The organism is Streptomyces sp. NPDC056527 (assembly GCF_042794475.1).
In the GTDB taxonomy this organism is placed as follows: Bacteria; Actinomycetota; Actinomycetes; order Streptomycetales; family Streptomycetaceae; genus Streptomyces.
Window position 1 is genome coordinate 31768 of record NZ_JBHTTQ010000037.1, and the last position, 26485, is coordinate 58252.

The window sequence follows — 26485 nt, forward strand, 5'->3', positions numbered from 1 at the left end:
CTGGTGATCCGGTCGGCCGCTCACCGGCTGTCGGGCTCCACCGAGCACGACGCAAGCGTGACAATCGGGCGGCAGGGAAGTCGCTCGCCAGTGGATCGATCCACTGGCGAGTGAAGAGGCGAGACCGTCTGGCCGACAGTGAGATCGATCAGCACTCACTGCACCCTTCCGACAGCCAGTCTGATGGTCACCTTCAGCGCACTGCGCGCCTGCAAGGGCGTCGGCGATCGTCAAGGAGACGGGCGTGCCATCTCACCACCGCGGTTCCGAATTGTCCCGGCGGCGGTTCCTCGCCGGCAGCGTCGCAGGCGCCGGAGCCCTCGCTGGAACCTCCCTCGTCGGCGCAGGGCAGGCCGCGGCGGCGACGCAGTACAGCCTCACCGTCGTCAACGACTCTGATGAGAGTTGGGACTTCTTTCTGTTCCAGGAGTATGTCGGCGTCGGACCGGCGGGCTTGAAGCCACTTGCCTGGCTGACCAAGTACGTGGCGGCGCACAACACCGGCAACTTCTCGTGGAACCTCGGCTACAGCTTCGTCTGGGCGCCGACCGGTCCGCTGGCTGTCGGCGGCACGTTCACGGCAGGACAGCGAGTGGCCGCCGACCCGTTCAGTCCGACTCAGAACCAGATCCGGCTCGGAACGGACGCCCAGAGCGGATGGCCGAAGTTCTTCCATGGCACCGCCACCCCCAACCCCCAACAGGGCTCTCTCTACGTGCGGCAGTTGGCCTCTGTGCCCGCCGACACCGTCTCGATCGGCATCGGACAGTCCGGATCCCCCGTCTTCGCGGTACAGGCACAACCCGGCAAGACCACACAGTTCACCCCGCGGAACGGCCCGTACGTCGTGGCGGCCGGGGTCTCGGTCGGAGCCGGAGATGTGCTTGCCCCCGACGAGATCGTCGAGCAAGCAGTCATCCCCTTCGACGGCACGTTCGCGATGCAGGCAACCTTCAACGAGGACCACACGTGGACGGTGACCGACTGACCGAGCCCTCGACCGCCACGGGCCCCCTCGACTTGTGCTGTTCGGGGTGTCAGTGGTGCGCCGTACGTTGGGGGCATGGGCATATACCTGGTCAGTGTCGGCGCGGAGGATTGGTTCGGTGAGGAAGAGGAGGGATGGGGGGAGGTCTCCTCGGCGCTGAATCACGAGCTCAGGCGGCGGGGGCTGCCGCCGTACGAGGCCGTGCCGGATGAAGTCGAGTTCGTCCGTGGGTCCGGGCAGGCGTTCGAGGAGAAGCTGATCCCCTCCATGGACGGGTTCGTCGCGTTGTGCGAGGCACACCTGTCACCCGAACAGGTGGAGACTCTCTGCGGCTGGACGGTGCTGGTGCCGCTGTCGCTCGACGAGGATGTCCGGCTCCCCGTCGACACGAGCTTCACGGAGTCGTCGACGATGGTCGCCGGCGCTCCTCAGGTGTTGGCGATCGCCGAGAGGCTGGCGTCGGTCATCGAGCTGCCCCCGGAGACACCGGAGATGTGCGACAACCTCGATCTGACCATGTGGTTCATGGACGGAGCGGCAAAGGAGCTGGCCGCCGCCCGGCCGGGAGCGTGGAGCAAGGACCTGGATGCGGCCTTCTACGTCGCCCTGTTTCTGCGCGCCGCCCAGCATTCCATCCGACGCGGATGCCCCATCGCCTACTCCTGACTGTTGCCGCGCGGTCGCCCCCTGTCTGTCGGATGTCGTGGACGGAGCCGCGCCGAAAGCCGGAAGGAATGCGGCTTCACCAAGGGCGTGCTGACCGATATCCATGTGCATCGGTTCCGCATCGAGAGCGCGGATGTGACGGTCGTCCTGGACGGCCTCGACGTCTTCCGCACGCCCGGCGATGAGCTGCTGGAACGCCTTGAGGAACGAGGCCACACGGTCGATCTGAACGACGACGGCGTGGACACCCTCCCCGACCTCCAGGTGATCCTTTCGAACGGACCCGATCTACTTCGACTACGTCCTCGTCGCCTCTGTGGACTTTCGTGCGCCGCGCGCGGATTGATCCCTGTCACCGGACTCACGGGACTCACCGGACTCACGGGACTCACCGAGGGCCGGGCCGGCCTGGGTCCGGCGGAATCGCGGCACGGCGGGCGTTGCCTTCCCCCGCATCCGGAGCTTGCCCGACCGCGACGCGCGATCCGGCGGCGTCCCGCCGCTCGCACCCGCGTCGTCTCGAGTACGAGCGACCAGGACGAACGTGACGCTGATCAGCAGTGCCCACGCGCCGAACTTGTCCAGCGGGACCGGCTGCCAGCCGTCGAGCTGATGGGGATAGCTCCAGGCACCGACGTACGTCGCCGCGTTCTCCGCGACCCAGAGGAAGAAGCCGATCAGCGCGAACGCCAGGGCCAGGGGAAGGCGGTAGCGGGAGCGGCCCACCGTGAAGTGGACCCAGGTGCCCGCCATCGCGGCGAGCAGGAGCACGGCGAGCAGGAGCCGGACGTCGGGCAACCAGTGGTGCGTGAAGAAGTTCACGTACACGGCGGCCGCGAGCACCGCCATCGTCCGCGGTCGGTACCCGGACAGCGACAGGTCCATGATCTTCCAGGCGCGGCAGCAGTAGCTGCCGACGGCGCTGTAGAGGAACCCGCCGTAGAGCGGAACGCCGGAGATCTTGAACACGGCTTCCTCCGGATAGCTCCACGAGCCCATCCGTACCTTGACCAGCTCGAAGAGCAGCCCCACGAGATGGCAGCCCAGGATCACGGCCGTGTCCCGGGGCCCGTCCCAGCCGACCTTGCGCGCCAGGACGGTCAGCGCTACGCCGAAGAGCAGAAGCAGGTCGTACCGTGCGACCGGCAGATCGGCGGGCAGCAGCCGCGAGGCGCCGATGCCGCCGACGAGAACCACGGCGAAGGCGACGGCCCTCACCTGGTCGATCCCGAAGCGCCAGAACTGCGCGCAGCCGTGGGCGATCTGCTGAAACTTCATGACCGAGCAGACATCCGCCCGCACGCCGTCGGTTCCCCGACGTGGGGAAACGCACCACACGGGGCCCCGTCGCCGGGCGGACGGGCATGGTGCTGCGGCGGTGTTCGGCTCGTGGGCCGTCTTGTTGCCATGGCGCCCCGGCACCTCTCACGGATGCCCGGGGCGCCCCTCCGGCTTGGGACGGCGCGCCCGGTCAGTGCTCGGCCGTGGCCAGGAACTGGGTGGCCGCGAGTTCGGCGTACAGCGGGTCCGCGGTGACGAGTTCGCGGTGGGTTCCGACCGCGCGGACCCGGCCCGCGTCCATGACGACGATGCGGTCGGCCATGGTCACCGTGGACAGCCGGTGGGCGACCACCATCACGGTCGTGGTGCGGGAGACGTCGGCCACGGTGTCGCGCAGTGCCGCCTCGTTGACCGCGTCGAGTTGGCTCGTGGCCTCGTCGAGGAGGAGCAGGCGCGGGCGGCGCAGCAGCGCGCGGGCGATCGCGACGCGCTGTCGCTCGCCTCCCGAGAGCTTGGTGCCGCGGTGGCCGACGAGTGTGTCCAGCCCCTTGGGGAGCCGCTCGACCAGACCGTCGAGCCGGGTGGTCCCCAGCACGCGCAGCAGCTCCTCCTCGTCGGCGTCGGGGTTCCCGAGCAGCAGGTTGTCGCGGAGGGTGCCGGAGAGCACCGGCGCGTCCTGCTCGACGTAGCCGATCGCGGAGCGGAGTCGGGGTATCTCCCACTCGTCCAGGTCGCGGCCGTCGAACGTGATCCGTCCGGCGCCCGGGTCGTAGAACCGCTCGATGAGGGAGAAGACGGTCGTCTTGCCCGCCCCGGACGGGCCGACGAAGGCCGTCATGCCGCGTGGCGGCACGGAGAAGGTCACGCCGTGGTGGATGTACGGGAGATCGTCCGCGTACCGGAACCGGACGTCCTCGAAGGCGAGCGCGGCGGGTTCGGCTCCGGGCGCGGGCAGCGGCGCGGGCGCGGCGGGCGGTTCGGCCGGCAGCCGCAGCGCCTCGCGGATCCGGGCGAGGGCGGCGGCCCCGGCCTGGTACTGGGTGACGGCGCCGACGACCTGCTGGATCGGGGACATCAGGTAGAAGACGTACAGCAGGAACGCGACCAGGGTGCCGACGTCGATGGCGTCGGTGGCGACCCGGGCGCCGCCGACCGCGAGAACGGTGATGAACGCGATCTGCATGGACAGGCCGGCCGTGTTCCCGGCCAGCGCCGACCACTTGGCGGCCCGTACGCTCTGCCGCCAGGACTCCTCGGCCGCCGCGTGCACGGCCTGCTCCTCACGGTGCTCGGCGCCGGACGCCTTGACGGTGCGCAGTGCGCCGAGGATGCGTTCCAGCGACGCGCCCATGGCGCCGACGGCGTCCTGCGCCTGGCGGCTGGCCTTGTTGATACGGGGCACGATCACGCCGATCACGGCTCCCGCGCCCAGGACCACGCCGAGCGTGACCGCCAGCAGGACCGGGTCGACCAGGCCCATCATCACCAGTGTCGCGACGAGCGTCAGCCCGCCCGTTCCGAGACCCACCAGTGAGTCGGTGGTGACCTCACGCAGCAGGGTGGTGTCGGAGGTGACGCGGGCCATCAGGTCGCCGGGTTCGCTGCGGTCGACGGCGGCGATGCGCAGCCGCAGCAGGTACGACGCCAGGGCGCGCCGCGCGCCGAGGACGACCGACTCGGCGGTGCGCCGCAGCACGTACCCACCGAGCGCGCCGATCCCCGCGTTGGCGACGACCAGCGCCGACATCAGCAGCAGGGCGCCGGCGATGGGACGGTCGTCGGACAGCGCGTCGATGAGGTACTTGGCCACCAGCGGCAGCGCGAGTCCGGTGGCTCCGGTGACCAGCGACAGCACGGCCCCGCCGAGCAGCGTCCAGCGGTGCGGCCGTACGTATCCGAGGAGCATGCGCCAGGGCGGGGTGACGGGCTCGGTGGGCTCGGCGTTCGTGGGGCGGTCCTGCGGGGCCGGTGCGGCGGGTGGGGCGGACTCTGCGGTGGTGGCCACGCATGGCTCCTCGTCGTGCTGTGTCGGATGGGCCGGGTCCGCCTGGGCGGGGAGGCGGCATCAATCTACGTCCGGGCCTGGGTGGGTCGGGGACGAGGGGTGAGCGGTGATGCCTCCCGGGAGGGAGACGCGGCGGCGGGCACGGCGGTTGAGCGCGGCAGCGGGCCGGCTCGGAATCCGGCCAAGGTGCCCGGAGTGTGATCCGGGTGTCGGTGCATGACGGCCGTCGTCTCGGGGCGACGGTCGCCGTTCAGCAGGGGGCCGGACGAGAGGTTTCGCGGCGGCTCGGCACCCCGTCCGGCGTCGGCGTACCCCTGCCGGTGCTCGGCCGGCCTCGGCCCCCGCGGTTTCTGCCGCGGGGGCCGAGGCGTCGGTGCTCGCTCCTATCGCGTCAGGTAGTCCTGGCGCAGGGCGTCGAGCCGGGCGGCCTCGGGGAGGTCCGCCTTGCGGCAGCGCGCCGCTGCCGTCGTCAGACGGGCGATGGCCTCCTTGAACCGGCCGAGGCCCTTCCCCTCGATCAGGGCGGCGATCCGGACCGCTTCCGCGCGGGAGCCCTCGCCGTGTTCTCCGCCCTCGTCGTTGGCGGCGATGGCGGCCTCCGCCTCGGTCAGGGCCTCCGGGTAGCGTTCGGCCTCCGCCAGGACGACCGCTCGGCGGTAGTGCACGGTGCCGCTCTCGTACCAGGGGACGAAGTCCTCGGTGCCCTCGGGCACGGCACCTCGGATCGCGTCGGCCTGCGTGAGGTGGTCCAGCGCCGTGTCCACGCCGTCGGCCCCCTGGGACGCCATGGTGAGACGTGCGAACTCGCACATCATGTGCACGATCAAGGACGGGTTCGGCGCCTCGGCATGCGACGCGACGGCGCGTTCGTACGCCGTTCCCGCCGCGTCCCAGCGGTCGGCCATCGCCAGCGTGGTGGCCGCGTCCGTCGCCACCAGCGTGTGGACCGCGCGGTCTTCCCACGCGGCCACGATGTCCGCGAGACGCAGGAACTCCTCGGCCGCGGCCAGGTACTCCTCCATCGCCTGGTGCAGCAGCTCCACCGCCTCCGCCCGCTCCTCCTTGGACATCAGGATCTGGGCGAGCAGGGCGCGCGGGCGCGAGCCGCGCCAGGGCCTTCCGGAGGCCTCCACCTCCTTGAGCGACGTGCGGAGCTCCGCCTCGGCGCCGTCGATGTCACCGCGGCGGAGGGCCAGGTCGGCGACGAACTGCCGTACGCCGGCACCTGGTGGGGGCTCAGCGCCCGGCCGAAGAACGCTGCTTCCGGTAGGCCGCGGCGGGGTCGGACCCGTCGAGGTGGTTCCAGGGAAACTCGGTGACACGGCCGTCGGTCGCCTGGAAGCACTCGCGCGCCGAGGCGCGGTCTCCGGCGAGCGAGAAGGCCATGGCGAAGGTGTTGAGGACCTTGAGCCAGGCTCCCTGGCGGACGAAGTCCGGGTGTCGGAAGGAATGGTCGGCGGCCTTCCGCAGGGACGAGGTCACCTCGGGACGGCGCATGTACGCGTCGTCCGGTCCCTGGTCGAGGGAGAGCCACTCCTCGATGTGCGCGATCGCGACGAGCTGGCCCAGCAGCGTGCCGCCGGGCGCGCCGAACGCGGACTTCGCGGCGAAGGCATGCATCTCCTCGTGCGAGCCGCCCCACTTCTCGCAGACCTGCTGCAACTGCTGCTGATGCGCCCCCAGATGGTGCGGGTCGCGTCGGACCGTCGCCTCGAAGCGGCGCCGCGCGACGGACGGGCCGACCTGGAGACCTCGGCCGGTGGTCTGGAGGCCGTACCAGGGCGACGTCCATCGAGGTTCGCGCTCGGCCACCTCGTACAGGTGCTTCTCGGCCGTACGCAGCCGGTCGTGGAAGATCTCGAACTGCTCGCGTGACACGTGCTGCGCCCGGGCGCCGGTCCTGGCCTCCCACCCCCAGCTGATGTGGCGGACACCTGCCACGAGCCGCGGCAGCGCCGCGTCGGGTTCCGCTTCGAGCACGTCGGCGATCCATCGTTCGACTCCGGCGGTGTCGCCGACGGCCCAGAGCAGCTCGGTCCGGTCCTCACTCTCGGGCCGTGAATCGAGCACGTCCCGAACGGTGTCCCAATCGCTTTCCCGTCCGGGATCCGGCGACGTGGGACGGGCGTGGAGCGGTGCCGTGGGACACCGTCCGGGATCGGACTCCGGTGCGCGCCGCCCTTCCGGCCGGCGTGGGGTCACCACCAGTACGCGGGGTACCTCGGTGAGGTGCGGCGGATGCGGGAGCCGGCGTACCCCGTCAGCACGAGAAGGACCGTGGAGCCGAAGAGGAGGGGGACGAACCGGGCGGGTGCGGGTGTCTGGAGCACGATGACGACGGCGGTGGCGCAGGCGGCGGAGTGGGGCGTGCGGGCGAATGTCGTCAGCGCCAGGGTGAGGCCCGCGGCGACGGCGGCGGCCCATGCGTTGCTGCCCGCCGCGGCGAGCGCGGCGTAACCCACGGCGGCGCCGAGAAGGTGGCCGAGGATGACGCTGCGCGGTTGGGCGAGGGGCAGCGTGGGGGCGGCGTGCACCAGAGCTGCGCTGGCGGCCAGCGGGGGTATGAGCACCGGTTCGTGGATGACCGCGCCGATCGCGACCAGTGCCAGGAGGACCGCTGTCGCGGCGCTCACGCTGTGGAACGCGGCCGCCGGCGTGGGTCTGGCCGGAGCGCGGCCGCCGAACCGCGGCGGACGGGGGCTGTCGGGCGTTGCGTGGGCGTGGTCGGGACGCGAAGGGGCGGCGGTACTCATGTGTGCTGTTTCCGTGGCAGGCGGCCGAGGGCCGTGTGGGGCAGTAGCGGTGGGGACGTCGTAGCGGGCTCTGTGATCGACAGCCTGCCCGGCCCTGCGCATCACCCTGGTGCGGCGGCGCGACCCGTCCACGACTCTAACCTGCGGGTTTGAGGCGGTATGACTCGGGGTCGTCGGCGGACCGAGGAGAGCCTCCCACCGTCGGGAGGGCCGCTCGGCCCCCGACGCCACGATGGGTCGCCCGCCGTGAAGGCGGGCGACCCATCGTCGTGACGGCGAACCGGTGCCGTGGGCCGTACGCGGCCTTCGGGTCCCGGAGAGGTCAGGCCAGTACGTTGAGCGCCCCCGGTTGCACCCGCACCGTCACCGGCAGGGTCGCGTCGACCTCGCCGTCGGCACCGTACGGGAGCGGGCGGTCCGCCTCGATGCGGATCTCCTTGCCGCGCAGGATCTCCACCTGGGGACGGTTCACGTGGGCACCGGTCTTCAGCTCGTTCATCGTCGCGAAGAAGTGGCGCTTGGGTGCGTCTCCGATGACCACGACGTCCAGAAGCCCGTCGTCGAGGCGCGCTCCGGGGGCGACGTTCCGGCCGAAGCCGTAGAAGCCGGAGTTCGCCGCGACGACCGTGTAGCCGTCGCGCTCGTGCAGCACTCCGTCGACCGTGATCCGGTACGCGGCCGACCGCCATGCCAGGACGGCCCTCAGGCCGCCCGCGTAGTACGACGCCGCGCCCCGCAGCAGCCGCGAGGCGTTGGCATGGCGGTTGGCGACCGCGTCGACGCCCGCGTACACGCTGCCGAGGACGGAGATCCGCGCGTGGACCTCCGACTCGACCTCGATCGTGTCGACCGGGCGCGGCACGCCGTCGAGCAGGACTCGCGCGAGCCCCGGGGCGTCGGTGGGCAGCTCGAGGGCGCGGGCGAAGTCGTTGCCACGGCCCGCGGGGACAAGGCCGAACACCGTGTCCGTGCCGCTGAGCGCGCCACCGACGCAGCCGGCCATCCCGTCGCCGCCGACCGCGAGCACGACGTCCCCTTGTTCTCCCGCCCGTCGGGCGAGTTCCTGCGCGTGTTCCAGACTGCGGCTGTACACGGTGTCGAGGCGCGCACCCGCTTCCCGCAGCAACCGGGCCAGCGGGAGCAGGGCCGCCGTACCGCTGGATCCCCCGGCGGTGGGGTTGACGACGGCGGTGAACTGTCGCATGGATCAGGCCTCCGGGCGGGAGAAGGGGATCGACGGGCGGGAGGAGCGGAGCTGCGGACGGGCGGGATCAGCGGACGGGGATGAGGACGCCGGGGCTGAGCACACCGGACGGATCGACCTCGGCCTTGACCGCCTGCAGCATGCGGACTCCCAGGGGTCCGATCTCGCTGGCGTACCAGTCGCGGTGGTCCGTGCCCACGCCGTGGTGGTGGCTGATGGTGCCACCCGCCGCCAGGATCGCGTCGTTCGCGGCCCGCTTCACGGGGTCCCAGTGCGCGACCGGGTCCTCGCCCTGCGCCGAGACGACGGTGAAGTACAGCGAGGCACCGTTCTCGTACGTGTGCGAGATGTGGCACATGACGAGCGGAGGGGTGCCGGCTTCGGTGAGGGTGGCCGTCAGCGCGTCGCGCACCGCCGCGTACAGCTGGGGCAGGGTCGACCAGAACCCGGCGGTCTCCAGCGTCTCGGCGAAGGCGCCGGCGTCGAGCAGGGCGTCGCGCAGGTACGGCGCGTTGTAACGGCCGTGCTCCCAGCGGTCACCCGGCTCCTCGCCGACGTACTCTCCTCCGCAGGCGAGCAGGATCTCGCGGGCGGCGGCGCGCCGGGTCGCCGTCTCCTCCTCGGTGCCCTCGTAGCCGGCGATCGCCATGCAGCCGGAGCTCGGCGGGGTGTCGGCGGCTCCGATGGCGTCCGGCTGCGCGAGTCCGATGAAGGTCTCGGTCTCGTCCGACAGTCGCAGCACGGTAGGGCGCGGGCCGTCCTGGGCGAGCCGGCGCAGGGCGGTGGCCCCGGCCTCGAAGGAGGCGAAGCGCCAGCCTTCGTAGACGCGCTTCCGCGGCAGGGGGCGGATGCGTACGGTCACCGCGGTGATGACTCCGAGGGCGCCTTCGGAGCCGAGGATCAGCTGGCGCAGGTCGGGGCCGGCGGCCGAGCGGGGGGCGCGTCCGGTCTCCAGCGTGCCCTCGGGGGTGGCGACGGTGAGAGCGAGGACCATCTCGTCGAAGCGGCCGTAGCCGGCGGAGGCCTGGCCGCTGGAGCGGGCCGCGGCGAAGCCGCCGACGGTCGCCCACTCGAACGACTGCGGGAAGTGGCCGAGGGTCCAGCCCTTCTCGTTCAGCAGGGCCTCGACCTGGGGGCCGCGCAGTCCGGGCTGCACCACGGCGGTGCGGGACACCTCGTCGACGGCCAGCAGCTGGTCGAGGCGGCGCAGGTCGAGGGCGACGAACGGCCGCTTCGTCTCGGGCGCGAGGCCGCCGACGACGGACGTACCGCCGCCGAACGGGACGGCGGAGACGCCGTGGGCGGCGCAGGCACGCAGCACGGCCAGCACCTCGTCATGGGTGGCCGGGAGCACGACCGCGGCCGGGATGTCCTCGACCTCGCCGGCACGGATGCGCAGCAGGTCGGGGGTGGACTTGCCGCGGGTGTGCCGGACTCGGCTCTCGGCGTCGTCGCGCAGGGCGTCCTCGGCCGCGAGCGCCGATCGCAGCGCGGTGCGCGCCTCGTCGGTCAGCGTCGGGGCGGGAAGCTCGATCTCGTCGAGGGTCGACGGTCCGCTCTCGCGAGGGGTGACGCCGAGCAGGTCACGCAGCAGGCCGGTCACCGCTTCGGGCAGGGGGGCCGCCTTGGCCGGGTCGCCCCAGCCGCTCCACAACATGTCCACTTCGAGAAGTTCCTCTCGGTCTGATTCACGGACGGTGCTGCCGCTCGGCCCGTACTGGCATTACACTGTGACAGATGACGCCCATTCGTCACAACCACTCGGACGCAGATCCCGTGCTGGACGCCGCACGCGACTGCGTGCTCGCCGTCGGCGTACGGCGCACGACCCTCACCGACGTCGCCCGGCGCGCCGGCGTGTCCCGGATGACGCTCTACCGGCGCTGGCCCGACGTCCGCAGCCTCGTCGGCGACCTGATGACCCGTGAGTGGATCGCCGTCGCCGCCGACGCCATGCCGCCCGACAGCGACAGCAGGCCGGTCCGGTCGCGGATGGTGGACGGGCTCGTCGCGGGCGCCGCCGCGTTCCGTGCCCACCCGCTCTTCCACAAGATCCTCGACGTCGACCCCGAGCTGCTCCTGCCGTACATCCTCGACCGCCGTGGAGCGAGCCAGGAGGCCTTCCTCCGCCTCCTCGTCACGGCGCTCGGCGCGGGCCACGAGGACGGGTCGGTACGCCGGGCCCCCGTCGACCTGCAGGCCCGGTCCCTGTTGCTCGTCGTGCAGTCGTTCACGCTCTCGCTGCGCACCATGACCGACGAGACCGATCCCGAACTGAGCGAAGCCGCCTTCCTCGACGAGCTGCGCACCCTGTTGGAGAGGACCCTCACCCCGTGACGCCCAACACCCCCCTGAGCCGCCCGGGCAGCTCCTCGCTCGACGCCGAGCGCCGGAGCCGCGAACTCGCCGAGCTGGCCGACGGCACCGAGGTCGACGTCCTGGTCGTCGGACTCGGCGCCACCGGAGCCGGAGCCGCACTCGACGCGGCCACCCGCGGGCTGACCGTCGCCGCGATCGACGCCCACGACCTCGCCTTCGGGACATCTCGCTGGAGCTCCAAGCTGATCCACGGCGGCCTGCGCTACCTCGCCACCGGACAGCTCGACGTCGCCCACGAGAGCGCCGTCGAACGCGGCATCCTGATGGAACGGACCGCGCCCCATCTGGTCCGCGCCCAGCCCTTCGTCCTGCCCCTCACCCCGCTCGTCAGCCGCGGACAGGCCGCCCTCGCCCGCGCGGGTTTCTTCGCCGGCGACCTGCTGCGCGCCTCCGCACGTACGTCACGCGCCACCCTCCCCGCGCCCCGCACCCTGTCCGCCGTCGAGACGCGCCACCTCGCCCCGGCGCTGCGCACCACGGGACTGCGCGGCGGACTGCTCTCCTGGGACGGCCAACTCACCGACGACGCCCGCCTGGTCACCGCGATCGCCCGTACGGCGGCCGCGCACGGCGCCCGCATCCTCACCCGCACCCGCGCCCTCGAACTCACCGGCGACGGCGCGCGGGTCCGCGACGAGACGACCGGCGAGGAGCTGCGCATCCGTGCCCGGGTCGTCGTCAACGCGACCGGCGTGTGGGCGGGCGGTCTCGTCGACGACGTACGGCTGCGGCCTTCCCGCGGCACCCATCTCGTCCTGCGCGATGTGGACCTCGGCCGGCTCTCCGCCGGCCTGCACATCCCGATCCCGGGCGAGACCAACCGATTCGTCCTCGTCCTGCCCCAGGGCGACGGCCGGGTGTACGTCGGGCTCACCGACGAACCCGTCGACGGCGACGTCCCCGACGTGCCGGACGTCCCCGAGACCGACATCGGCTTCCTCCTCGACGTCCTCGGCTCCGCCCTCGACGTCACCCTCCACCGCGCGGACGTGGTCGGGGCCTTCGCCGGCCTGCGGCCCCTCCTCGACACCAGCGGGGCGGAGGGCCGCACCGCCGACATCTCGCGCAAGCACGCCGTCCTCACCTCGCCCGACGGCATCGTCACCGTCGTCGGCGGCAAGCTGACCACGTACCGGCGCATGGCCCAGGACGCCGTGGACGCCGCCGTGGCAGCCCGCGCCCTCGCCGCCGGCCCCTGCCGTACCGCCTCCGTCCCCCTCGTCGGCGCCGCCCGGCCACAGACCCTCGCCGGACTCGACGTCCCCGCCCGCCTCGTACGCCGCTACGGCACCGAAGCGACCGCCGTGCACGACCTCGGCCTCAAGAACCCGGAACTCGCCGAGCCCGTCGTCCCCGGCCACCCCGTCACCTGCGCCGAACTGGTCTGGGCCGTCCGTCATGAGGGCGCGCTCGACGCGTCCGACCTCCTCGACCGCCGCACCCGCATCGGCCTCGTCGCCGAGGACCGCGACACGGCGGAGCAGGCGGCCCTCGGGGCATTCACGCAGAAGGCCTGAGGTCCGGGCGGCGGGCATTCAGGCAGAAGACCTGACGTCCGAGCAGCGCGGGGCAGGGCCTTGCGGGCCTGGCCTTGCGGGCCTGGCCAAACGGGCCGGCTCCGGGCCGCCACGCCGACGCGGCCGACCGCTGAAGCTCGCCCCCTGCAGGGGGCGAGCTTCTCGCGTTCCGCGGCCTCCGCTCCGTCCCGGATCGGTGGGACGCGTTCCGACGGGCATCGTCGCGACGCCAGCGGGTAGGCGGACGGCACGTACGGTCCGAAGGAGGAGCCATGCCCGGAATCATCACGCGTATCAAGGAGTTGACCCGCACCCCGCAGGGGCAGCGGGTCATCACCTCGGCCCGGCGCACCGCCGCCGACCCCCGCAAGCGCGCCCAGGCGCGCAGGCTGCTCGGTCGGTTGCGCGGACGCCGGTGACGAGACGGCAGCCGTGAGGGGATCAGCACGGCCCGGTCTGCGCTGACGCCCTGGGATCGCTCAACTCTCCACGATCCACGGCACACACCCGTCGGACTGCTCGACGCGCCGCAGCGTGAAACGCCGCGGCAACGCCGTGCCTGTGCAACGGGCGCACCTGGAACCCCGCCCGGAGCCGGGCGGGGTTCCCCGCGTCCGGCTCCCGGGCGCCGCTGCCCCGTTCGGTCACCCCTGGAGGCGGCGCATCTCCCACGCCCGTGTGAACAGTGTGGGCAGTGGGGCGGAGGGCACCGCGGCCATGTGTGACGTCGACCGGTGTTCCCTGGCCAGCGGCAGCAGGCCGAGCTTCGACACCTCGATCGGGAGGCGCGGCGGCTTCCGTTCCTGCCAGGCACCCGGCAGGAACAGGGAGCGGCCCGCTCGCGGCCTGACGGCGCGCAGCACGCGGCCCGACGCGCCCAGTTCGGCCTCGGCCTCCTTGAAACGGGCGGGCTTCCACCCGGTCCACGCCTTGACGCTGCGGTCCGTCGGGTCAGGCAGGGCGAGCAGCATCAGGTAGAGCGCGGCGGCGTCTCCGCTCAGACCGAAGGCCTTGGCGCACTCCTCGACGAGGTGCGGTACGGAGCGCGTCGGGTCCTGCTCCCAGCCAGGGGTGCGCTCGCCGTCGGTGGCGAGGTGTTCCCCGAGCGCGGCGAAGTCGTCGCTCAGCAGCAGCCTCAGGTCGGCGAGGGCGGGCAGCCCGGAGGGGCTGGGCAGCCACTGGGAGGGCAGTACGGAGTCGAGGTAGGCGTCCAGGGTGTCCAGCAGCGGATCGTCCGGCCCCCGCAGCGCGGCGGGGTCCACACGGAGATGACGCATGTCGTAGGTCGAGTCGGCGACCTCCGTGACCCCCGGATGAGCGGTGATCGCCTCGGTGGAAGGAGGCTCCCCCATCAGGTAGTTGCTCTGCAGCGAGAAGAGCGTGAGCGGGCCGGGAGCCGAGGCCAGGTCCTCACGAAGCCTGGAGATCGCCGCACCGACCGTGGAGCGCAGCGGATCGCCGGCCGGGGTGCGGTAGGCGGTCCAGGCGGCGATCCTCGGCAGGGCGAGCGGCTGGGGTCCGCCCACCAGGCCCGCCTGGTGGTGGTCGAGACAGTGCGCCCCGGAGGCGAGGTGCCCCAGGAGAGCGGGAAGCCGCAGGTGGGGCCACCAGCGCTTGCCCCTGTGCTCCGAGGGGGTGAGGGCCGCCTCGCCCTTGGGCGGGAGCATCTCCTTGGTCGCGACGGGCAGTAGTCCGGCGGGGACGGGCAGAGGGCTGCCCAGCTCCTGCAGCCACCACTCGACGGCGCGGTCCACGTCGGGTCCCGTGGTCCACAGCTGCTCGGGATCGTCGGGGAGGAGCTTGTCGTAGAACGTCGTGAAGAACCGGGAGCCGAGCGCGGACGTCAGGGCGGCGGAAGCCTGGTCCGCCTCGCTGCGCCGGATCTTCCATGCCTCCAGGTCGGCGGAGGGGTGATGGGAGAGGTAGTCGTCCTCATCCTCCAACTGGTGTGGTGCGCAGGGGATGTGTGCCATCAGCAACACGGTGGCCTCCACCGGCGAGAGGCCCAGCCGCTCGGCGAGAGCCGCGGCGAGCTCGGGACGGGCCGGTGCCGGGCCGTGCTCGCGATACAGCGCGACGAAGCGCGCGAACCAGTCGGCCGGGCGCACCGGCTCGAGCACATGCGCACGCGTGAGCTTCACTCCTGCGGCTGCCAGTGGGCCGTCCTCGGCGAAGCAGCCGTCGGGGGCGTACTCCCACAGCATCCGGTAGGGCCTGGTCCCTCCGCTGACCACGACGACGGCCACGGACGTGGCCGTCCGGAAGACCTGCCCCTGGGTCGGGGCGTAGGCGCCGGTTCGGTCCTCGGGCGCCTCGCAGTGGACGATCCGCCATCGACCTGGTTCACCGGCGGCGACGGGATGGGTCGCGTACGTCATCAGCGACTGGCCCGCCCGGCCGCCCGGCCTGGAGGAGACGGCGCACAGGGCGAGCGGCGCGGCGAAGGCATGCGCCCGGTGGAACACGTCGTGGCGGAGTGAAAGGTCGAACCCGGTGCTGGGCTGCGCGAGGTCGCCGTCCCAGACGGCGGTGTCCCGCCCCGCGAACCGCTCCATCTGACGGGCCACCTGGATGTAGGGCGCTTCCCTCCCCGCCTCGGGGGTCGGCTCGGCGTCGTCCCCGTCGGGGGTGAGGCGGCGGACGAGCCGCTCAAGGCCGGCACGGCAGTTGACGGCCATCACCACGGAGCGTGCGGCCAGGCTGTTCATCGGTTCGCCCAGTTGCGGCAGCGCTTCCATGATCGGTCCGCGATTGGGACCCCGGACGCCCTCCCGCTCGACGCCGTAGGGCTGGAGCCTGCCCAGCGCCTCCTCCACCTGCGCCCGCGAGACCGTGTCGGGCAGCTCGGCCATCAACAGCGTCATGACATCGACCGCCGCGAACTCCGCTGCGGCGTTCGCGTCCTTGAGGAGCAGATCCACCGCCACGCCCACGTGGACGAAACGGCCGAGCAGCAGGACCAGCTCCTCGAAGTCGACCCCCGCGCGCAACTTCGCCCGCTCGCGGTCGCACCAGGCACGGATCTCCTCGTGTCCGATCGGGTTGTCGAACAGCTCGGGGATCTGCTGCCAGCCCTTCGTTTCGTGCGGCTGGTACCAGCTGTTGGACGCCAGGTCCTTGGTGGTCATCTCCAGATCGGCGCGCACCCGCGCCCGCAGCTCACGGGCGAAGCGCTCGTCCGCCTGCAGATGCTCCAGCTTCGGCCTGCGACCGAGCAGGAGGGTGTACAACTGCGACGGGCCGAGGAGCTCCGGCGGGTCCGCGACGGGCGCGCCGTGCTCCAGCAGGAGGTCGATCAGGTCGAGGGGCGTCTTCGCGTCGCCTCGGTCGCCGAACTTCCGGTAACGGAACGTCACGGGGACACCGTCGGCCGCCAGTCGCGGAGCGATCACCTCGGCGATCTCGTACATGACGGGCCAGGGGCCGTGGTGGCGGCTGTTCCTCCGGACACACTCGGAGAACCAGACCGCGGCCTCACCCGCGGGCAGGCCCTCGGTCTCACCGGTGAGCCGTGCCAGCGCGCCGGTGCGCTCCAGCAGCTCGCGCCACAGCGTGGGGACGTCTCCGAAGTGGCCCGGACGCAGCTTCAGCACCTGATCGATCGCCGCGGGGGCGTTGTCGCCCAGGAGGTCCATGGCCGCGCCCTTGAGGCAGTCGGTCCAGAACTTGTCGTCGTGCAGCGAGACTCCGTCCGCCGCGATGATCTCGCCGAGCAGCGTGGCCAGTTCCCTCTCGGGGTCCAGGCCGGCGGCCTTGGCGATCTTGCGTACGTCGACGGCAAGCTGCGGGTACACCTCGGACGACGCCTGGAGCCGGCGGATCGCCACCAGGCGGAAGCGGGCGACGTCCGCCTCGGTCGCCACGCCCTTGACGGCAAGCTCGCGGGCCCAGGATCGCAGGACCGTGGCGGAGAGGGCCTCTCCGTCGGCATACGCGAGGTAGCGGCCCAGCAGCCACTCCTTGTCGACCTTGCGCGCCTGCACGCGCTCGGCGGTGCGGGCCCTCCCGAACCAGGCGGCCGCCGTCGCCTGCTCGCCCAACCGCAGGGCCAGGTCGGCCATCTCGTCGAGAAGAGTGATGAACAGCGCGGGAGCCGACTCCTCAAGCCCATGGAGTTCAATGTCGACATCTGGCTTGTAGACGAGACTCCATCGGTACGTGCGTCCCTGGAGGCTGATGAGCTTCCGGGTCGCCAGCTCCTCGATGCCTGGGTGGGCGGCGATGATCCGCTCGGGGAAGGGGAGCCCGCCGTCGGAGAGGTCCGGTATGCCGGTGGAGAAGCAGCTGTCCGGCTCCCAGTGCTCCTCGCGCATCAAGCGGTCGCGGTACGGAATGAGTTGCTCGGGAAGCAGTTGCGTCAGGGTGAGACCGTCGAAGCCGACGTACGTACGGGCCCAGAGGCCCCCGTCCCCGAGTTCGTCACCGAGGTCGACCTGCTCGGTCTCCAAAGCCTCCTGCCACAGCGGGTCGGCCTCGGCCAGTGCGCGCGGCACGCTCGCCCCGGCCTGCGCCCACTCTTGAGCCCGCAGGCGGCACGTCTCACGCTGCTCCCTCAGGTGCCTCCGTGCCTCGAACTGCGCATCGAGCCCTGGCGCGCCGGCGATGGGGCCCGGGAAGTTCTTCAGTCTGCGCCCCTGCGGATTGCGGTAGACGATCTCCAGATCGTCCGTCAGTTCTGCGGTGTAGCCGTTCTTTTCGACACGCGTGCCCATGCCTCGGTCTCCCCGTGGTGCTGATCGATGGCTACCACGTTACGGGGCGTCACTGACATCGCCGCTCGCGCCTCAGGCGCTCCCGATCCTCCGTCCGCTCCTCTCCCCCGCCCCTTCAGACCGAGGCCGGCGGCGAGGAGCAGCGCGACGAAGGCGGTGGCAACGGTGCCACGCCAGCCGAAGGTGCCGAGCACGGGGGCGGCGAGGCCGGTGCCGATGGCGCCGATCGTGAAGTAGAGGACGAGGTAGACGCTGCTGAGGCTGCCGGAGCGTCGGGGATCGAGGGCGATGACGCGGCTCTGGTTCGCGGCCTGGGCGGCGAAGCAGCCTGCGTCGAAGAGCGCGAGTCCGGCCGCCACGACGGCCGGGGTGTTCAGGCCGGTGGCCAGCAGGGCGGTGCCGGCCGCTGCGGCCAGCACGGCGGTGGTGATCACGGCGTGGGAGCCGTAGCGGTCGACGAGGCGCCCGGTGAGGGGCAGGACGGCGAAGCCGAGGAGCCCGGCGAGGCTGTACAGACCGATGGCGGCCGGGGCGAGGGAGTGGGGCGGCTGAGCCAGCGCGAGGCCGAGGGCGACCCAGGTGAGGTTGAAGGCGAAGTACCAGAGCCCGCCGGTGGCCACCGCGACGCGTAGCTGCGGGTGGTGGCGCAGGAGCGGGGGAAGCGAGGCGAGGGTGGCGCGGTAGCCGAGGAGGGAGTGAGGGCGCTCCCGGGGCAGACGCGCGGCGGCGGCGATCGCGCCGAGGACGGCGACGGCGGCGAAGACGAGGAGCATCCGCCGCCAGCCGAGGAGGTCGGTGAGCGTGCCGCCCACCATGCGGCTGAGCAGGATGCCCGCCGACATGCCGGCGGCCACGGTCGCGACGCTCCTCCCGCTGCGCCCGGGTGGGGCGTGGCGGCCCGCGATGCTGCCGGCCTGGGCCGCGACGCCCGCGGCGGCGCCGATGACCAGGTACGCCGCCAGGAGCACGGCCGCGCCGGGTGCCGCCGCGGCGAGGGCGAGGGCGGCGGCGAGGGCGGTGAGCTGTACGGCGACGAGACGGTTGGGGGCGAGGTGGTCGGCGAGGGGGAGCAGCAGGGCGAAGCCGGTCATGCAGCCGGCGAGTGCGGCGGTCGGCACGAGTCCGATCACGGAGAGCGGGACGTCCAGGTCGGCGGCGACGGTGGTGAGCGCGGGCTGGAGGGCGTAGTTGTTCGCGATCGCCGTTCCGGCTATGGCGGCCAGGAGGAACGTGCCGCCCGGAGGAAGGGGGCGCATCAGGGCTGTGCGCCGCGGGTGAGGATGACGGCGTAGCGGCATTCGGTGTCGGTGGTGTTGGCGAAGACGCGGGGGGTGGGCTCGCCGAGTTCGATGGTGTCACCCGCGTCGAGTTCGTGTACCGAGTCGCCGTCGTGGAAGGTCAGGTGGCCGTCGAGGACCCAGACCACCTGTCGTACGAAGGCGAAGGCCGCGGCCGGGTAGGGCACGTGAGCTCCGGGGGGCAGGTGGATCTCGGCGATCTCCGCGGGGAAGTGGGGGCTGGTGACCTGGCGGCGCCGGTATCCGGTGGCGGGGTCGCGCCACTCGGCGGCCTCGTCCCGTCGGCGCACTCCGGCGGGTTCGCCCGTGTCGTCCTGTGTCCCCTCGGCGAGGGCGAGCAAGGAGGAGACGCTGAGCTGGAAGGCGGCGGACAGCTTGCCCAGGACGACGGCGGTGGGACTGCTCTCGCCGCGCTCGATCCTGCTGATCATCGCCTGGGAGACCCCGGAGGCCTCCGCGAGCTGGGCCAGGGTCCACCGGCGGCGTTCCCGTTCGGTGCGGACGCGGTCCGCGATCTGCCCCACCAGTGGGTCTACTATGTTGGACATGAATCCAATATACGAGAGAACCGGGGTCGTGACGGTACGCCCGGCTCGCTCCGGCGATACGGAGGCCATCCGGGCGATACGCAACCACGCGATCGAACATTCGACGGCCCTGTGGACCCACACTCCGCAGTCCCCCGCCGAGGCGGCCTCCTGGCTCCACGCCCACATGGAGCGCGGATCTGCGTTCACGGCCGAGGTGGAGGGCGAGGTGGCGGGGTTCGCGGTCTATGCACCGTGGCGGGATCTCGACGGCTTCCGCCACACGGTGGAGGACTCGGTCTACGTCCGCGAAGGGCGGCACGGACTCGGCGTCGGCACCGCGCTGCTGGGCGCCCTCATCGGCTCGGCGCGCGCGGCAGGCCACCACGTGGTGATCGCCGACATCGAGTCCGAGAACACCGCGTCCATCCGGCTGCACGAACGGTTCGGGTTCCACCACGTCTGTACCGTGCCCGAGGTCGGCACCAAGTTCGGTCGATGGCTCGATCTCACGATCATGCGGCTTCCCTTGACCTGAACCGCCGCGATCCGGGCGACCACATCGAGTGGCCACGGCCCGAGCCGGCGGGTCCTGCGGCCGCGAGCCCCGCCCCGGGCCTGCTCCAGTGCACGGCTGGGCGCGCCGAGTTCGCTCGACGCCACCGAGCAATCCGTCATCCGCGACAGCCCGCCCCCGCCGTCGTCGACCGGCTGCGCCGACCGGACCGCTCAGGCCCGACGGGTGATGTTTCGTGCGGTTCGACGGCCTACGGGCCTGCGTCCGGGCACTCCCCGCCGATACTCCCGGCATGAGACCCGCCCGCTCGACGTCACTGCCGCGCCTTGCCGCGGTCACCGCTCTCATCGCCCTCGCCGGCCTCACGGCCCCCGTCCCGAACGCCAGCGGTGCGGCCGGCGACGGCGGCCACCGCCGACCCTGTGTCAGTTCTCGGCCGCCCGCGGGCGGCCCGGCACTCGAAGTCCGACGGATCGCCGAGCGGGCCAAGACGGAGATGCACCTCAAGTCCGTTCTCCTGCGGGTCACCGTCGACGGTCGCGAGCTCATCACAGCGGCGCTCGGCGAGTCGATGACAGGGGTCCCGGCCGACCCCGCCATGCACTTCCGGAACGGCAATGTGGCGATCAGCTACATGGGTACGGCGCTCCTGCGACTGGTCGACCAGGGCAGGGTCGACCTGGACGACACCGTCGAACGCTGGCTGCCCGACCTTCGCGACGCCGACAGGATCACCCTGCGTATGCTCGCGGCCTCCACCACCGGTCTCGTCGACTACGTCACCACGCCCGAGTTCGGGCCCACCGTCTACGCGGACCCGTTCCGCCAGTGGACGGCCAAGGAGCTGGTGGCCGTCTCCACCGGCAAGCCGCGGTGGTACGAGCCCGGTACCAACTGGAGCTACTCGCACGCCAACTTCGTACTCCTCGGCGCCGCCCTGGAGAAGATCACCGGGACCCGGCTGGACGTCCTGCTCCAACGGCAGGTCATGGGTCCGCTCGGGCTGCGCGAGACCCGGAACGGCTTCACTCCCGACATCCCGGCACCCGTCCTCCACGCCTTCACCGCCGACCGCGGGACGTACGAGGAGTCCACCTTCTGGAATCCCTCGTGGACCACGGCCCCCGGTGCCGTGCAGACCACCGACATCTGCGACCTGGCCCGGTCGGCGGTCGGCATCGGCTCCGGCGAGCTGCTCTCCCCGTCCGCCTACGAGGAGCTGCTGAATCCGGGGACGGTGGGCCTGGGCCGGCCGACCAAGACGTGTCCCGCGACGGTCTGCCTCGCCAACACCGAAGCCACCCACTACGGTCTGGGCCTGCTCGTCCTGGGCGACTGGGTGGCTCAGCACCCGCTGTTCTTCGGCTACGGCGCCTCCCAGGCCTACCTTCCGTCCGAGCGCCTGGCGATCGCGGTCTCGACCACGAACGGCCCCACCGCCCCGGAAGGCCACAGCGCCCACCTGATCGCCCAACGGATCGCCACGGCCCTGGCTCCGGATCACCCGATTCCCGACTTCGGCTGAGCCGCGTGCCGTACCGAGCCGGACGACCGCCCTGGCCGCCGTCGGCCAGGGCGACGCCGCGGCTACGACGCCACGCCGGGGCGGCCCCACAGGTGAGTGGTCAGGACCCGGCCCAGCGCCAAGGTGCTGAGGCCGAACATCAGCACGCCCAGCGGGACATGGAGCGAGGGCATGTGCGCGATGCCCAGTACGACCTGTACCGAGGCGAGGGCGAGGAAGCCGGTCGCGTACAGGATGGGGCGGGGCCCACCGCCGCCCGGCCGCCACGCGAGGATCGCGGCGAGAACGTACAGCATGGACGCGCCGTACATCACGCGCGATCCGACGTCGTGCAGCAGCGCACCGTGGGAGGAGGTCAGCAGCATTCCGGCGGTGGCCGCCTGGAAGAAGAGGGTCAGCGTCTGCAGGCCGATCGCGACCTTCAGGAAGGTGACGCCACGCGGCTTGGTCATCGCCTGTCCGGCCATGATGGGGTCCTCTCGTCGGGGGTGTGCCGGCAGCCCGCTCATCGCAGGGTGAGCGGGGTCGCGGATTCGAGGCGGGTCAGCTTCTCGGGGTTACGGACGTAGTAGAGGCCCGTGATGCGGGTGTCCTCTACATGGAGGGCCATGACACCGTCGAGTTCGCCGTCCAGGTGAACGGCGAGCGCGGGGCTGCCGTTGAGCACGGTGTGCTCGCAGGCGATCGCGACTCCGGCCTTGGCGGAGCCGCCCAAGTAGAAGCGGACCACCTTGTCGGCGCCGACGATGGGCCTGAGAGCGGCCCGCTTGACGCCGCCTCCGTCGCTCAACAGGACGATCTCGGGGGCGAGTACGTCGAGGAGCTCCTGCGGGTTCCCGCTCTCGATCGCGCGCCGGAACGACTCCACGGCCGCCCGGGTCACGCTTGCGGAGGCCGTCGCGCGGGGGCGACGGGCGTCGACGTGCTTGCGGGCGCGGTGGGCGATCTGACGGACGGCGGCGGGTGTCTTGTCGACGGCCTCGGCGATCTCGTCGTAGCCGACGTCGAAGACCTCGCGCAGCACGAACACCGCCCGCTCGGTCGGCGAGAGCGTCTCCAGGACGAGCAGCATCGCCATCGACATGCTCTCGGCGAGTTCGATGTCCTCGGCCACGTCCGGCGCGGTGAGCAGTGGCTCGGGCAGCCACTGGCCGACGTAGGCCTCTCTTCGTCTCTGCATGGTGCGCAGCCGGTTGAGCGCCTGCCGGGTCGTGATCCGGACCAGGTACGCACGCTGGTCGCGTACGAGCTCCAGGTCTGCCTTGACCCACCGCAGCCAGGTCTCCTGGAGGACATCCTCGGCGTCGGCCGCCGATCCGAGCATCTCGTAGGCGACGGTGAACAGCAGGTTGCGGTGCGCGATGAACGTCTCGGTCGCCAGGTCGGTGGCGGGGTCGGTCATGTCTCGTCTCTCCTTCGTTCGGCCTCAAGACACCGCGTGAACAGCGGCTGTGACAGCATGTGAGGCAGGTCACTTTTCGCGCGTGAGCCCGGCGGGGCACCCCTGCCTCACCGCTCCCCGACCGGGGGCTGCCGGGCGAGGAACTCCGCGAACGCCTCCGCCTGCTTCGGGTCCATGTACCCCTGGCGCCCGTTGCGGGCCCACTCCTCCAGCCAGGCGAGGTCCCTCGTGGAACGCAGCTCGGCTACGACCACCCGGCCCCTTGTGAACGTCATACGCACCCCGTCGGCGTGCGTGTACCGAACGTACGGGCCCTGCTCCTCGGGGCCCGGCGGGAGCTCATGCGCCCGATCCGGAGGCAGCGGCAGGGCGCCGTACGCCCGCTGTGCCCAGTGCTCCAACCCGGCCAGCTCGGCCGCCGGGAGGAGCACCCACGCGGGCTCGCCACCCTCGGTCACGCTCACGCGCTCGCCGGTCTCCTCGACCAGGGCGACCAGGCGCGCGAAGTCCTCTGATACGTCTGTCGGTTCAACGTCATCCACGGGCTCGACGCTACCGGCCTCCCCGCTCGACGGGATCTTGATCGGGCCCGCCGGCCACGGAAGACGACGCTCCCGGGCGGCCCGCGCGCAGGCATCTCCTTCGGGATCGAGCGAGGTCTTCGAGGGCCGGACGCCATACCGGGGTGACGGCGGCGAGTCGGCCGCGGCGCGGGCGGTAAGATCGGCAATCCATCCGTAATAGGTGGATGAGTGGCGAATGTGCGAATTCTTTGAATGTTCGTCGTTTTATACACCAATAGGCGTCGATCGCTTCTCCGCACACAACTCTCGGCGCTCGTTGGCAGTTCTGATGCCGGATCTCACATGCCTTCGTAAGTTCATTAAGTTTGGGCGGGTTTCATGACTTTGGGGACAGGTTCCACGATGGAGGTACGGGTCGCCGGCCGGACCGAGGGTCCGGGTGAGGTGACCGTTGCCCGCCATCAATGGGGCGGCTTCCGATGCGAGTCGCGGTTCGTCCGCGGCCGTTCGGCGCGCATCGCGACGCTGGTCCTGGTGGGCGGCGCCTTCCAGACGAAGGAGAGTTGGGGACGTCTGGAACGCGAGCTTTTGGAGTTCGCCGATGTGCTCACCGTCGACCTGCCCGGCTGGGGAGCCAGTCCCGTGCTTCCCGAGCACTATGGATCCGATTTCCTTGCGGATGCCCTGGGCCACATGCTCGATGACCTCGGACTGACCTCGGTGAATCTCCTCGGTGGGTCCTACGGCAGTGCCGTCGCCTACCGGCTCGCGCAGAAGCGTCCCGGTCTCGTGGCGAAGTTGGTGCTGATCGGCACCATGACGCACATCCCGGACCAGGCTCAAGGGTCGATCCGTCGGAGTGTCGAGCTGCTCAAGGCCGAGCGGATCGAGGAGTTCGCCGATGTGACGCTCGGCATGCTCATGAACCTCGACACGGTCGACTCCGTGGTGGCGGGGACGCGGGTCCGGCGCTTCCTCCTCCGGAGGCTGCAGAACCTGACCCCCCACGACAGGGAGCAGTTCATCGCGAACACGGAGCGCCTGCTCCGGCACGAGGGGCTCGACGTGCACCGGCCACCGACCATGCCCGTGTTGGTCGCGTCCGGCGAACACGACAGCTTCACCACGCCCGACCGGTGCCGGGACCTCGCCGCCACCTGCGCCGACAGCCACCTCGCGGTGGTGTCCGACGCCGACCACATGCTGCCCGTGGAGCGACCGGTCGAACTCGTGGACCTGGGCATGCGGTTCCTCATGGACGAACCGCTGGACGGCCGTGACTATCTCCGTGCCGTCGAGCGCATCTCGCCCGTGGTCGCGGTGTGATCCCGTGAGGTGACGAGCACCGGACTTCGTACGCGGAGGACGCCCGATGGTCCCGTGACGCGGCGGCTCCTTGACCTTGACACGGTGACAAGGTCTTCACTGGGGCGGAGGAGGTGGTCCGGATGACCATGGCACAACAGGACACGGTTACGGCTCGGGCGGTTCAGGGGCTGGAGGACAGCCGCTCGTCGGTGCGACTGAGAGCAGCGCTCGAGGTCGGTACGAGCCCCGACCCGAGGTCCGTCGACAAGCTCGTCGAGCGCTGCGCGATCGAGCCCGAGTTCTACGTACGCGAGATGCTCACGTGGGCGCTCACCCGCCACTCCTCATCGGTGACGGTTCCCCTGCTGCTCGCCGAGCTTCGCTCGGAGCGGGCGCAGGCGCGAAGCCAGGCGTTGCACACACTGTCCAAGATCGGGGATCGGCAGGCGTGGCCGGCGATCACGCGGGCCCTGTTGTCCGACGCCGACGACGAGGTGGCGCGAAGCGCTTGGCGGGCGGCGGCCGTACTCGTACCCGAAGGTGAGGAGCCCGAGTTGGCCGAGGTGCTGGCGACACAGCTCGGGCGCGGCGAGCGTGAGACGCAGCTGAGCCTCAGCCGGGCTCTGATCGCGCTCGGTGAGGTCGTCCTGCCGGTGCTGCGCGCCGCGACGACGGATCTCGACCCACGCGTGCGTCTGCATGCGATCGCCACGGAACGGCTGTCGCGCGACCCGGACGCCGGATTCGAGTTCGCGATCGAGGAGGCCAAGCGTGTCGTAGCGCTCGGCGGGAGAGGCCAGGAGGGGCAGTAGGCCGTGTTGATCGGTGATGTGGCACGACGGTCCGGGGTCAGCGCCCGCATGCTCAGGCATTACGAGTCGCTCGGGCTGGTGCGGCCGACGGGTCGTACCGACGCCGGCTATCGCGAGTACTCCAGCGAGGACATCCGGCGCATCTTCCACATCGAGAGCCTGCGGTCCTTGGGGATGTCGCTGCGTGATGTCGGCTCCGCACTGGATGATCCGGGCTTCGAGCCCTCGGAGCTCGTCGACGACCTCATCCGCCAGACGCGTGAACGCATCGCCGGTGAGACGGCGCTGCTCACGCGACTCCGTCGGATCGGTGCCGCGGAACCCGCCGGCTGGGAGGACGTCCTCCAGATCGTCGCGCTCCTCCACGCCTTGGGGTCGGAGAGCGCCGGGAAGCGTCAGCGCGCGGCCCTGTCCTCGGTCGACGGGGTTGCGATGCCGGTGGAAGCCCTGGTCGAGGCGGTGCTGAGCGAGACGGACCCGAATGTCGCCGGAGCCCTCCGATGGGCGTTGGCGCAAGCGGGCGACGGCGGATCGGTTCTGCTGGCGGAGGGCCTCGGCTCGCCGGTGGCCGAGGTGCGCAAGCGTGCCGTCCAGTCCATCGCCGAGATTCCCGACGGCGAGGCGACCGCGCTGCTTCGGGACGCCCTCACCCACTCCGACATCGTGGTCCGCCGGTGTGCGGCACTGGCGCTCGGGGCGCGCGGGGTGGCCGACGCGGTCCCGACGCTGATCGACATGGTCATGGAGGAGTCGCATGACGTCGATGCGGCGGATGCGCTCAGCACGCTGTCGAGTGATCCCGCGTCGGCCGATCGGATCGCCACCGGGCTCGTCGACTGCCTTGCCCGCGACACCGTCGAGCCGTCCGCGCGTCGACGGCTGACGCAAGCGCTCGCGGACATCCCGGGAGTCACGGCGTCACGGGCCCTGGCAGATCTCTCGCAGGACGAAGACCGTGCCGTCGCGCTCACCGCGGCGTACATTCTCACGCTGCGCGAGACCCGATAGCGGATCCGTCCGGTGCCGGACGGGCTGCCCGACCGGACGTCGTGGCGGAGGCCGCCTCC

General features: G+C 71.5%; 22 protein-coding genes and 1 pseudogene. 10 read left to right on the top strand and 13 right to left on the bottom strand.

What is annotated here, in order from left to right; genetic code table 11:
- Nucleotides 1-244 precede the first annotated feature (244 nt).
- Complete coding sequence (locus ACFQ7Q_RS19345) at nucleotides 245-988, top strand: hypothetical protein (protein ID WP_383556512.1); 744 nt, start codon at nucleotides 245-247, stop codon at nucleotides 986-988.
- 75 nt (nucleotides 989-1063) lie between these two features.
- Complete coding sequence (locus tag ACFQ7Q_RS19350) at nucleotides 1064-1654, top strand: hypothetical protein (protein ID WP_383556515.1); 591 nt, start codon at nucleotides 1064-1066, stop codon at nucleotides 1652-1654.
- A 516-nt stretch (nucleotides 1655-2170) separates the two neighbouring features.
- On the opposite strand, the pseudogene ACFQ7Q_RS19355 reads toward ACFQ7Q_RS19350, so the two are convergent.
- From ACFQ7Q_RS19355 to ACFQ7Q_RS19385, 7 genes and pseudogenes are all read right to left on the bottom strand, one after another.
- A pseudogene (locus ACFQ7Q_RS19355) lies at nucleotides 2171-2932 on the bottom strand (DUF817 domain-containing protein); the annotation flags it as partial.
- Between the two features lie 193 nt (nucleotides 2933-3125).
- Nucleotides 3126-4841, bottom strand: a complete 1716-nt coding sequence (locus ACFQ7Q_RS19360; protein WP_383556579.1) for an ABC transporter ATP-binding protein — start codon at nucleotides 4839-4841, stop codon at nucleotides 3126-3128.
- Between the two features lie 482 nt (nucleotides 4842-5323).
- Complete coding sequence (locus ACFQ7Q_RS19365) at nucleotides 5324-6073, bottom strand: hypothetical protein (protein WP_383556517.1); 750 nt, start codon at nucleotides 6071-6073, stop codon at nucleotides 5324-5326.
- Nucleotides 6074-6176: 103 nt separating this feature from the next.
- Entirely contained in the window at nucleotides 6177-7010 is an 834-nt protein-coding gene (locus ACFQ7Q_RS19370) for a hypothetical protein (RefSeq protein WP_383556520.1), read from the bottom strand.
- Nucleotides 7011-7138: 128 nt separating this feature from the next.
- Complete coding sequence (locus ACFQ7Q_RS19375) at nucleotides 7139-7573, bottom strand: HPP family protein (RefSeq protein WP_383556523.1); 435 nt, start codon at nucleotides 7571-7573, stop codon at nucleotides 7139-7141.
- A gap of 442 nt (nucleotides 7574-8015) precedes the next feature.
- On the bottom strand, nucleotides 8016-8897 hold the full coding sequence (locus ACFQ7Q_RS19380) for a diacylglycerol/lipid kinase family protein (protein ID WP_383556525.1): 882 nt from the start codon (nucleotides 8895-8897) through the stop codon (nucleotides 8016-8018).
- 67 nt (nucleotides 8898-8964) lie between these two features.
- On the bottom strand, nucleotides 8965-10560 hold the full coding sequence (locus tag ACFQ7Q_RS19385; protein WP_383556527.1) for an FAD-binding oxidoreductase: 1596 nt from the start codon (nucleotides 10558-10560) through the stop codon (nucleotides 8965-8967).
- A gap of 74 nt (nucleotides 10561-10634) precedes the next feature.
- Here ACFQ7Q_RS19385 and ACFQ7Q_RS19390 point away from each other — a divergent pair, with 74 nt between their 5' ends.
- The 3 genes from ACFQ7Q_RS19390 to ACFQ7Q_RS19400 all read left to right on the top strand — a co-directional run bounded on the left by ACFQ7Q_RS19390 (nucleotide 10635) and on the right by ACFQ7Q_RS19400 (nucleotide 13212).
- Entirely contained in the window at nucleotides 10635-11234 is a 600-nt protein-coding gene (locus ACFQ7Q_RS19390; protein WP_383556530.1) for a TetR/AcrR family transcriptional regulator, read from the top strand.
- Entirely contained in the window at nucleotides 11231-12793 is a 1563-nt protein-coding gene (locus tag ACFQ7Q_RS19395) for a glycerol-3-phosphate dehydrogenase/oxidase (protein WP_383556532.1), read from the top strand. Before ACFQ7Q_RS19390 ends, ACFQ7Q_RS19395 begins: the two co-directional genes overlap by 4 nt.
- Before the next feature lie 272 nt (nucleotides 12794-13065).
- Complete coding sequence (locus ACFQ7Q_RS19400; RefSeq protein ID WP_383556535.1) at nucleotides 13066-13212, top strand: hypothetical protein; 147 nt, start codon at nucleotides 13066-13068, stop codon at nucleotides 13210-13212.
- Nucleotides 13213-13437: 225 nt separating this feature from the next.
- On the opposite strand, the gene ACFQ7Q_RS19405 is transcribed toward ACFQ7Q_RS19400, so the two are convergent.
- From ACFQ7Q_RS19405 to ACFQ7Q_RS19415, 3 genes are read right to left on the bottom strand one after another with little or no spacing between them, the layout of a single operon-like run.
- Nucleotides 13438-17505, bottom strand: a complete 4068-nt coding sequence (locus ACFQ7Q_RS19405) for a hypothetical protein (protein ID WP_383556538.1) — start codon at nucleotides 17503-17505, stop codon at nucleotides 13438-13440.
- Entirely contained in the window at nucleotides 17463-18761 is a 1299-nt protein-coding gene (locus tag ACFQ7Q_RS19410) for an MFS transporter (protein WP_383556540.1), read from the bottom strand. The genes ACFQ7Q_RS19405 and ACFQ7Q_RS19410 overlap by 43 nt, the downstream gene beginning before the upstream one ends.
- Nucleotides 18761-19351: a helix-turn-helix domain-containing protein gene (locus ACFQ7Q_RS19415; RefSeq protein ID WP_383556542.1), complete on the bottom strand. Its 591-nt coding sequence runs from the start codon at nucleotides 19349-19351 to the stop codon at nucleotides 18761-18763. The genes ACFQ7Q_RS19410 and ACFQ7Q_RS19415 overlap by 1 nt, the downstream gene beginning before the upstream one ends.
- Here ACFQ7Q_RS19415 and ACFQ7Q_RS19420 point away from each other — a divergent pair.
- Together ACFQ7Q_RS19420 and ACFQ7Q_RS19425 are read left to right on the top strand one after the other, a co-directional pair.
- The gene (locus tag ACFQ7Q_RS19420; RefSeq protein WP_383556544.1) at nucleotides 19350-19868 is read left to right on the top strand and encodes a GNAT family N-acetyltransferase; all 519 of its coding nucleotides are present in this window, start codon (nucleotides 19350-19352) and stop codon (nucleotides 19866-19868) included. The two genes, ACFQ7Q_RS19415 and ACFQ7Q_RS19420, sit on opposite strands and share 2 nt — an antisense overlap.
- A gap of 271 nt (nucleotides 19869-20139) precedes the next feature.
- Nucleotides 20140-21372: a serine hydrolase domain-containing protein gene (locus tag ACFQ7Q_RS19425; RefSeq protein ID WP_383556547.1), complete on the top strand. Its 1233-nt coding sequence runs from the start codon at nucleotides 20140-20142 to the stop codon at nucleotides 21370-21372.
- Between the two features lie 62 nt (nucleotides 21373-21434).
- Here ACFQ7Q_RS19425 and ACFQ7Q_RS19430 read toward each other — a convergent pair whose 3' ends face one another.
- From ACFQ7Q_RS19430 to ACFQ7Q_RS19440, 3 genes are all read right to left on the bottom strand, one after another.
- Nucleotides 21435-21839 (bottom strand): hypothetical protein, encoded by a 405-nt coding sequence (locus ACFQ7Q_RS19430; protein WP_383556550.1) that lies wholly within the window; start codon nucleotides 21837-21839, stop codon nucleotides 21435-21437.
- 38 nt (nucleotides 21840-21877) lie between these two features.
- Nucleotides 21878-22774, bottom strand: a complete 897-nt coding sequence (locus tag ACFQ7Q_RS19435; protein WP_383556553.1) for an RNA polymerase sigma-70 factor — start codon at nucleotides 22772-22774, stop codon at nucleotides 21878-21880.
- Nucleotides 22775-22881: 107 nt separating this feature from the next.
- Complete coding sequence (locus ACFQ7Q_RS19440; protein ID WP_383556556.1) at nucleotides 22882-23316, bottom strand: type II toxin-antitoxin system Phd/YefM family antitoxin; 435 nt, start codon at nucleotides 23314-23316, stop codon at nucleotides 22882-22884.
- Between the two features lie 360 nt (nucleotides 23317-23676).
- Here ACFQ7Q_RS19440 and ACFQ7Q_RS19445 point away from each other — a divergent pair, with 360 nt between their 5' ends.
- The 3 genes from ACFQ7Q_RS19445 (at nucleotide 23677) to ACFQ7Q_RS19455 (ending at nucleotide 26426) form a co-directional block, all read left to right on the top strand.
- Nucleotides 23677-24624 carry an alpha/beta fold hydrolase gene (locus tag ACFQ7Q_RS19445; protein WP_383556559.1) on the top strand — a complete coding sequence of 316 codons (948 nt, stop codon included), beginning with the start codon at nucleotides 23677-23679 and terminating at the stop codon, nucleotides 24622-24624.
- Between the two features lie 122 nt (nucleotides 24625-24746).
- Nucleotides 24747-25418 carry a HEAT repeat domain-containing protein gene (locus ACFQ7Q_RS19450; RefSeq protein WP_383556562.1) on the top strand — a complete coding sequence of 224 codons (672 nt, stop codon included), beginning with the start codon at nucleotides 24747-24749 and terminating at the stop codon, nucleotides 25416-25418.
- 3 nt (nucleotides 25419-25421) lie between these two features.
- Nucleotides 25422-26426 (top strand): HEAT repeat domain-containing protein, encoded by a 1005-nt coding sequence (locus tag ACFQ7Q_RS19455; RefSeq protein WP_383556564.1) that lies wholly within the window; start codon nucleotides 25422-25424, stop codon nucleotides 26424-26426.
- Nucleotides 26427-26485: the final 59 nt, after the last annotated feature.

What these genes read in the sequence shown, in the direction of transcription:
- ACFQ7Q_RS19405 (WP_383556538.1), bottom strand. Translation starts at nt 17,505, where the DNA reads ATGGGCACGCGTGTCGAAAAGAACGGCTACACCGCAGAACTGACGGAC.
- ACFQ7Q_RS19435 (WP_383556553.1), bottom strand. Translation starts at nt 22,774, where the DNA reads ATGACCGACCCCGCCACCGACCTGGCGACCGAGACGTTCATCGCGCAC.
- ACFQ7Q_RS19415 (WP_383556542.1), bottom strand. Translation starts at nt 19,351, where the DNA reads ATGTCCAACATAGTAGACCCACTGGTGGGGCAGATCGCGGACCGCGTC.
- ACFQ7Q_RS19410 (WP_383556540.1), bottom strand. Translation starts at nt 18,761, where the DNA reads ATGCGCCCCCTTCCTCCGGGCGGCACGTTCCTCCTGGCCGCCATAGCC.
- ACFQ7Q_RS19360 (WP_383556579.1), bottom strand. Translation starts at nt 4,841, where the DNA reads ATGCTCCTCGGATACGTACGGCCGCACCGCTGGACGCTGCTCGGCGGG.
- ACFQ7Q_RS19380 (WP_383556525.1), bottom strand. Translation starts at nt 8,897, where the DNA reads ATGCGACAGTTCACCGCCGTCGTCAACCCCACCGCCGGGGGATCCAGC.
- ACFQ7Q_RS19400 (WP_383556535.1), top strand. Translation starts at nt 13,066, where the DNA reads ATGCCCGGAATCATCACGCGTATCAAGGAGTTGACCCGCACCCCGCAG.
- ACFQ7Q_RS19425 (WP_383556547.1), top strand. Translation starts at nt 20,140, where the DNA reads ATGAGACCCGCCCGCTCGACGTCACTGCCGCGCCTTGCCGCGGTCACC.
- ACFQ7Q_RS19445 (WP_383556559.1), top strand. Translation starts at nt 23,677, where the DNA reads ATGACTTTGGGGACAGGTTCCACGATGGAGGTACGGGTCGCCGGCCGG.
- ACFQ7Q_RS19430 (WP_383556550.1), bottom strand. Translation starts at nt 21,839, where the DNA reads ATGGCCGGACAGGCGATGACCAAGCCGCGTGGCGTCACCTTCCTGAAG.
- ACFQ7Q_RS19350 (WP_383556515.1), top strand. Translation starts at nt 1,064, where the DNA reads ATGGGCATATACCTGGTCAGTGTCGGCGCGGAGGATTGGTTCGGTGAG.
- ACFQ7Q_RS19390 (WP_383556530.1), top strand. Translation starts at nt 10,635, where the DNA reads ATGACGCCCATTCGTCACAACCACTCGGACGCAGATCCCGTGCTGGAC.
- ACFQ7Q_RS19420 (WP_383556544.1), top strand. Translation starts at nt 19,350, where the DNA reads ATGAATCCAATATACGAGAGAACCGGGGTCGTGACGGTACGCCCGGCT.
- ACFQ7Q_RS19450 (WP_383556562.1), top strand. Translation starts at nt 24,747, where the DNA reads ATGACCATGGCACAACAGGACACGGTTACGGCTCGGGCGGTTCAGGGG.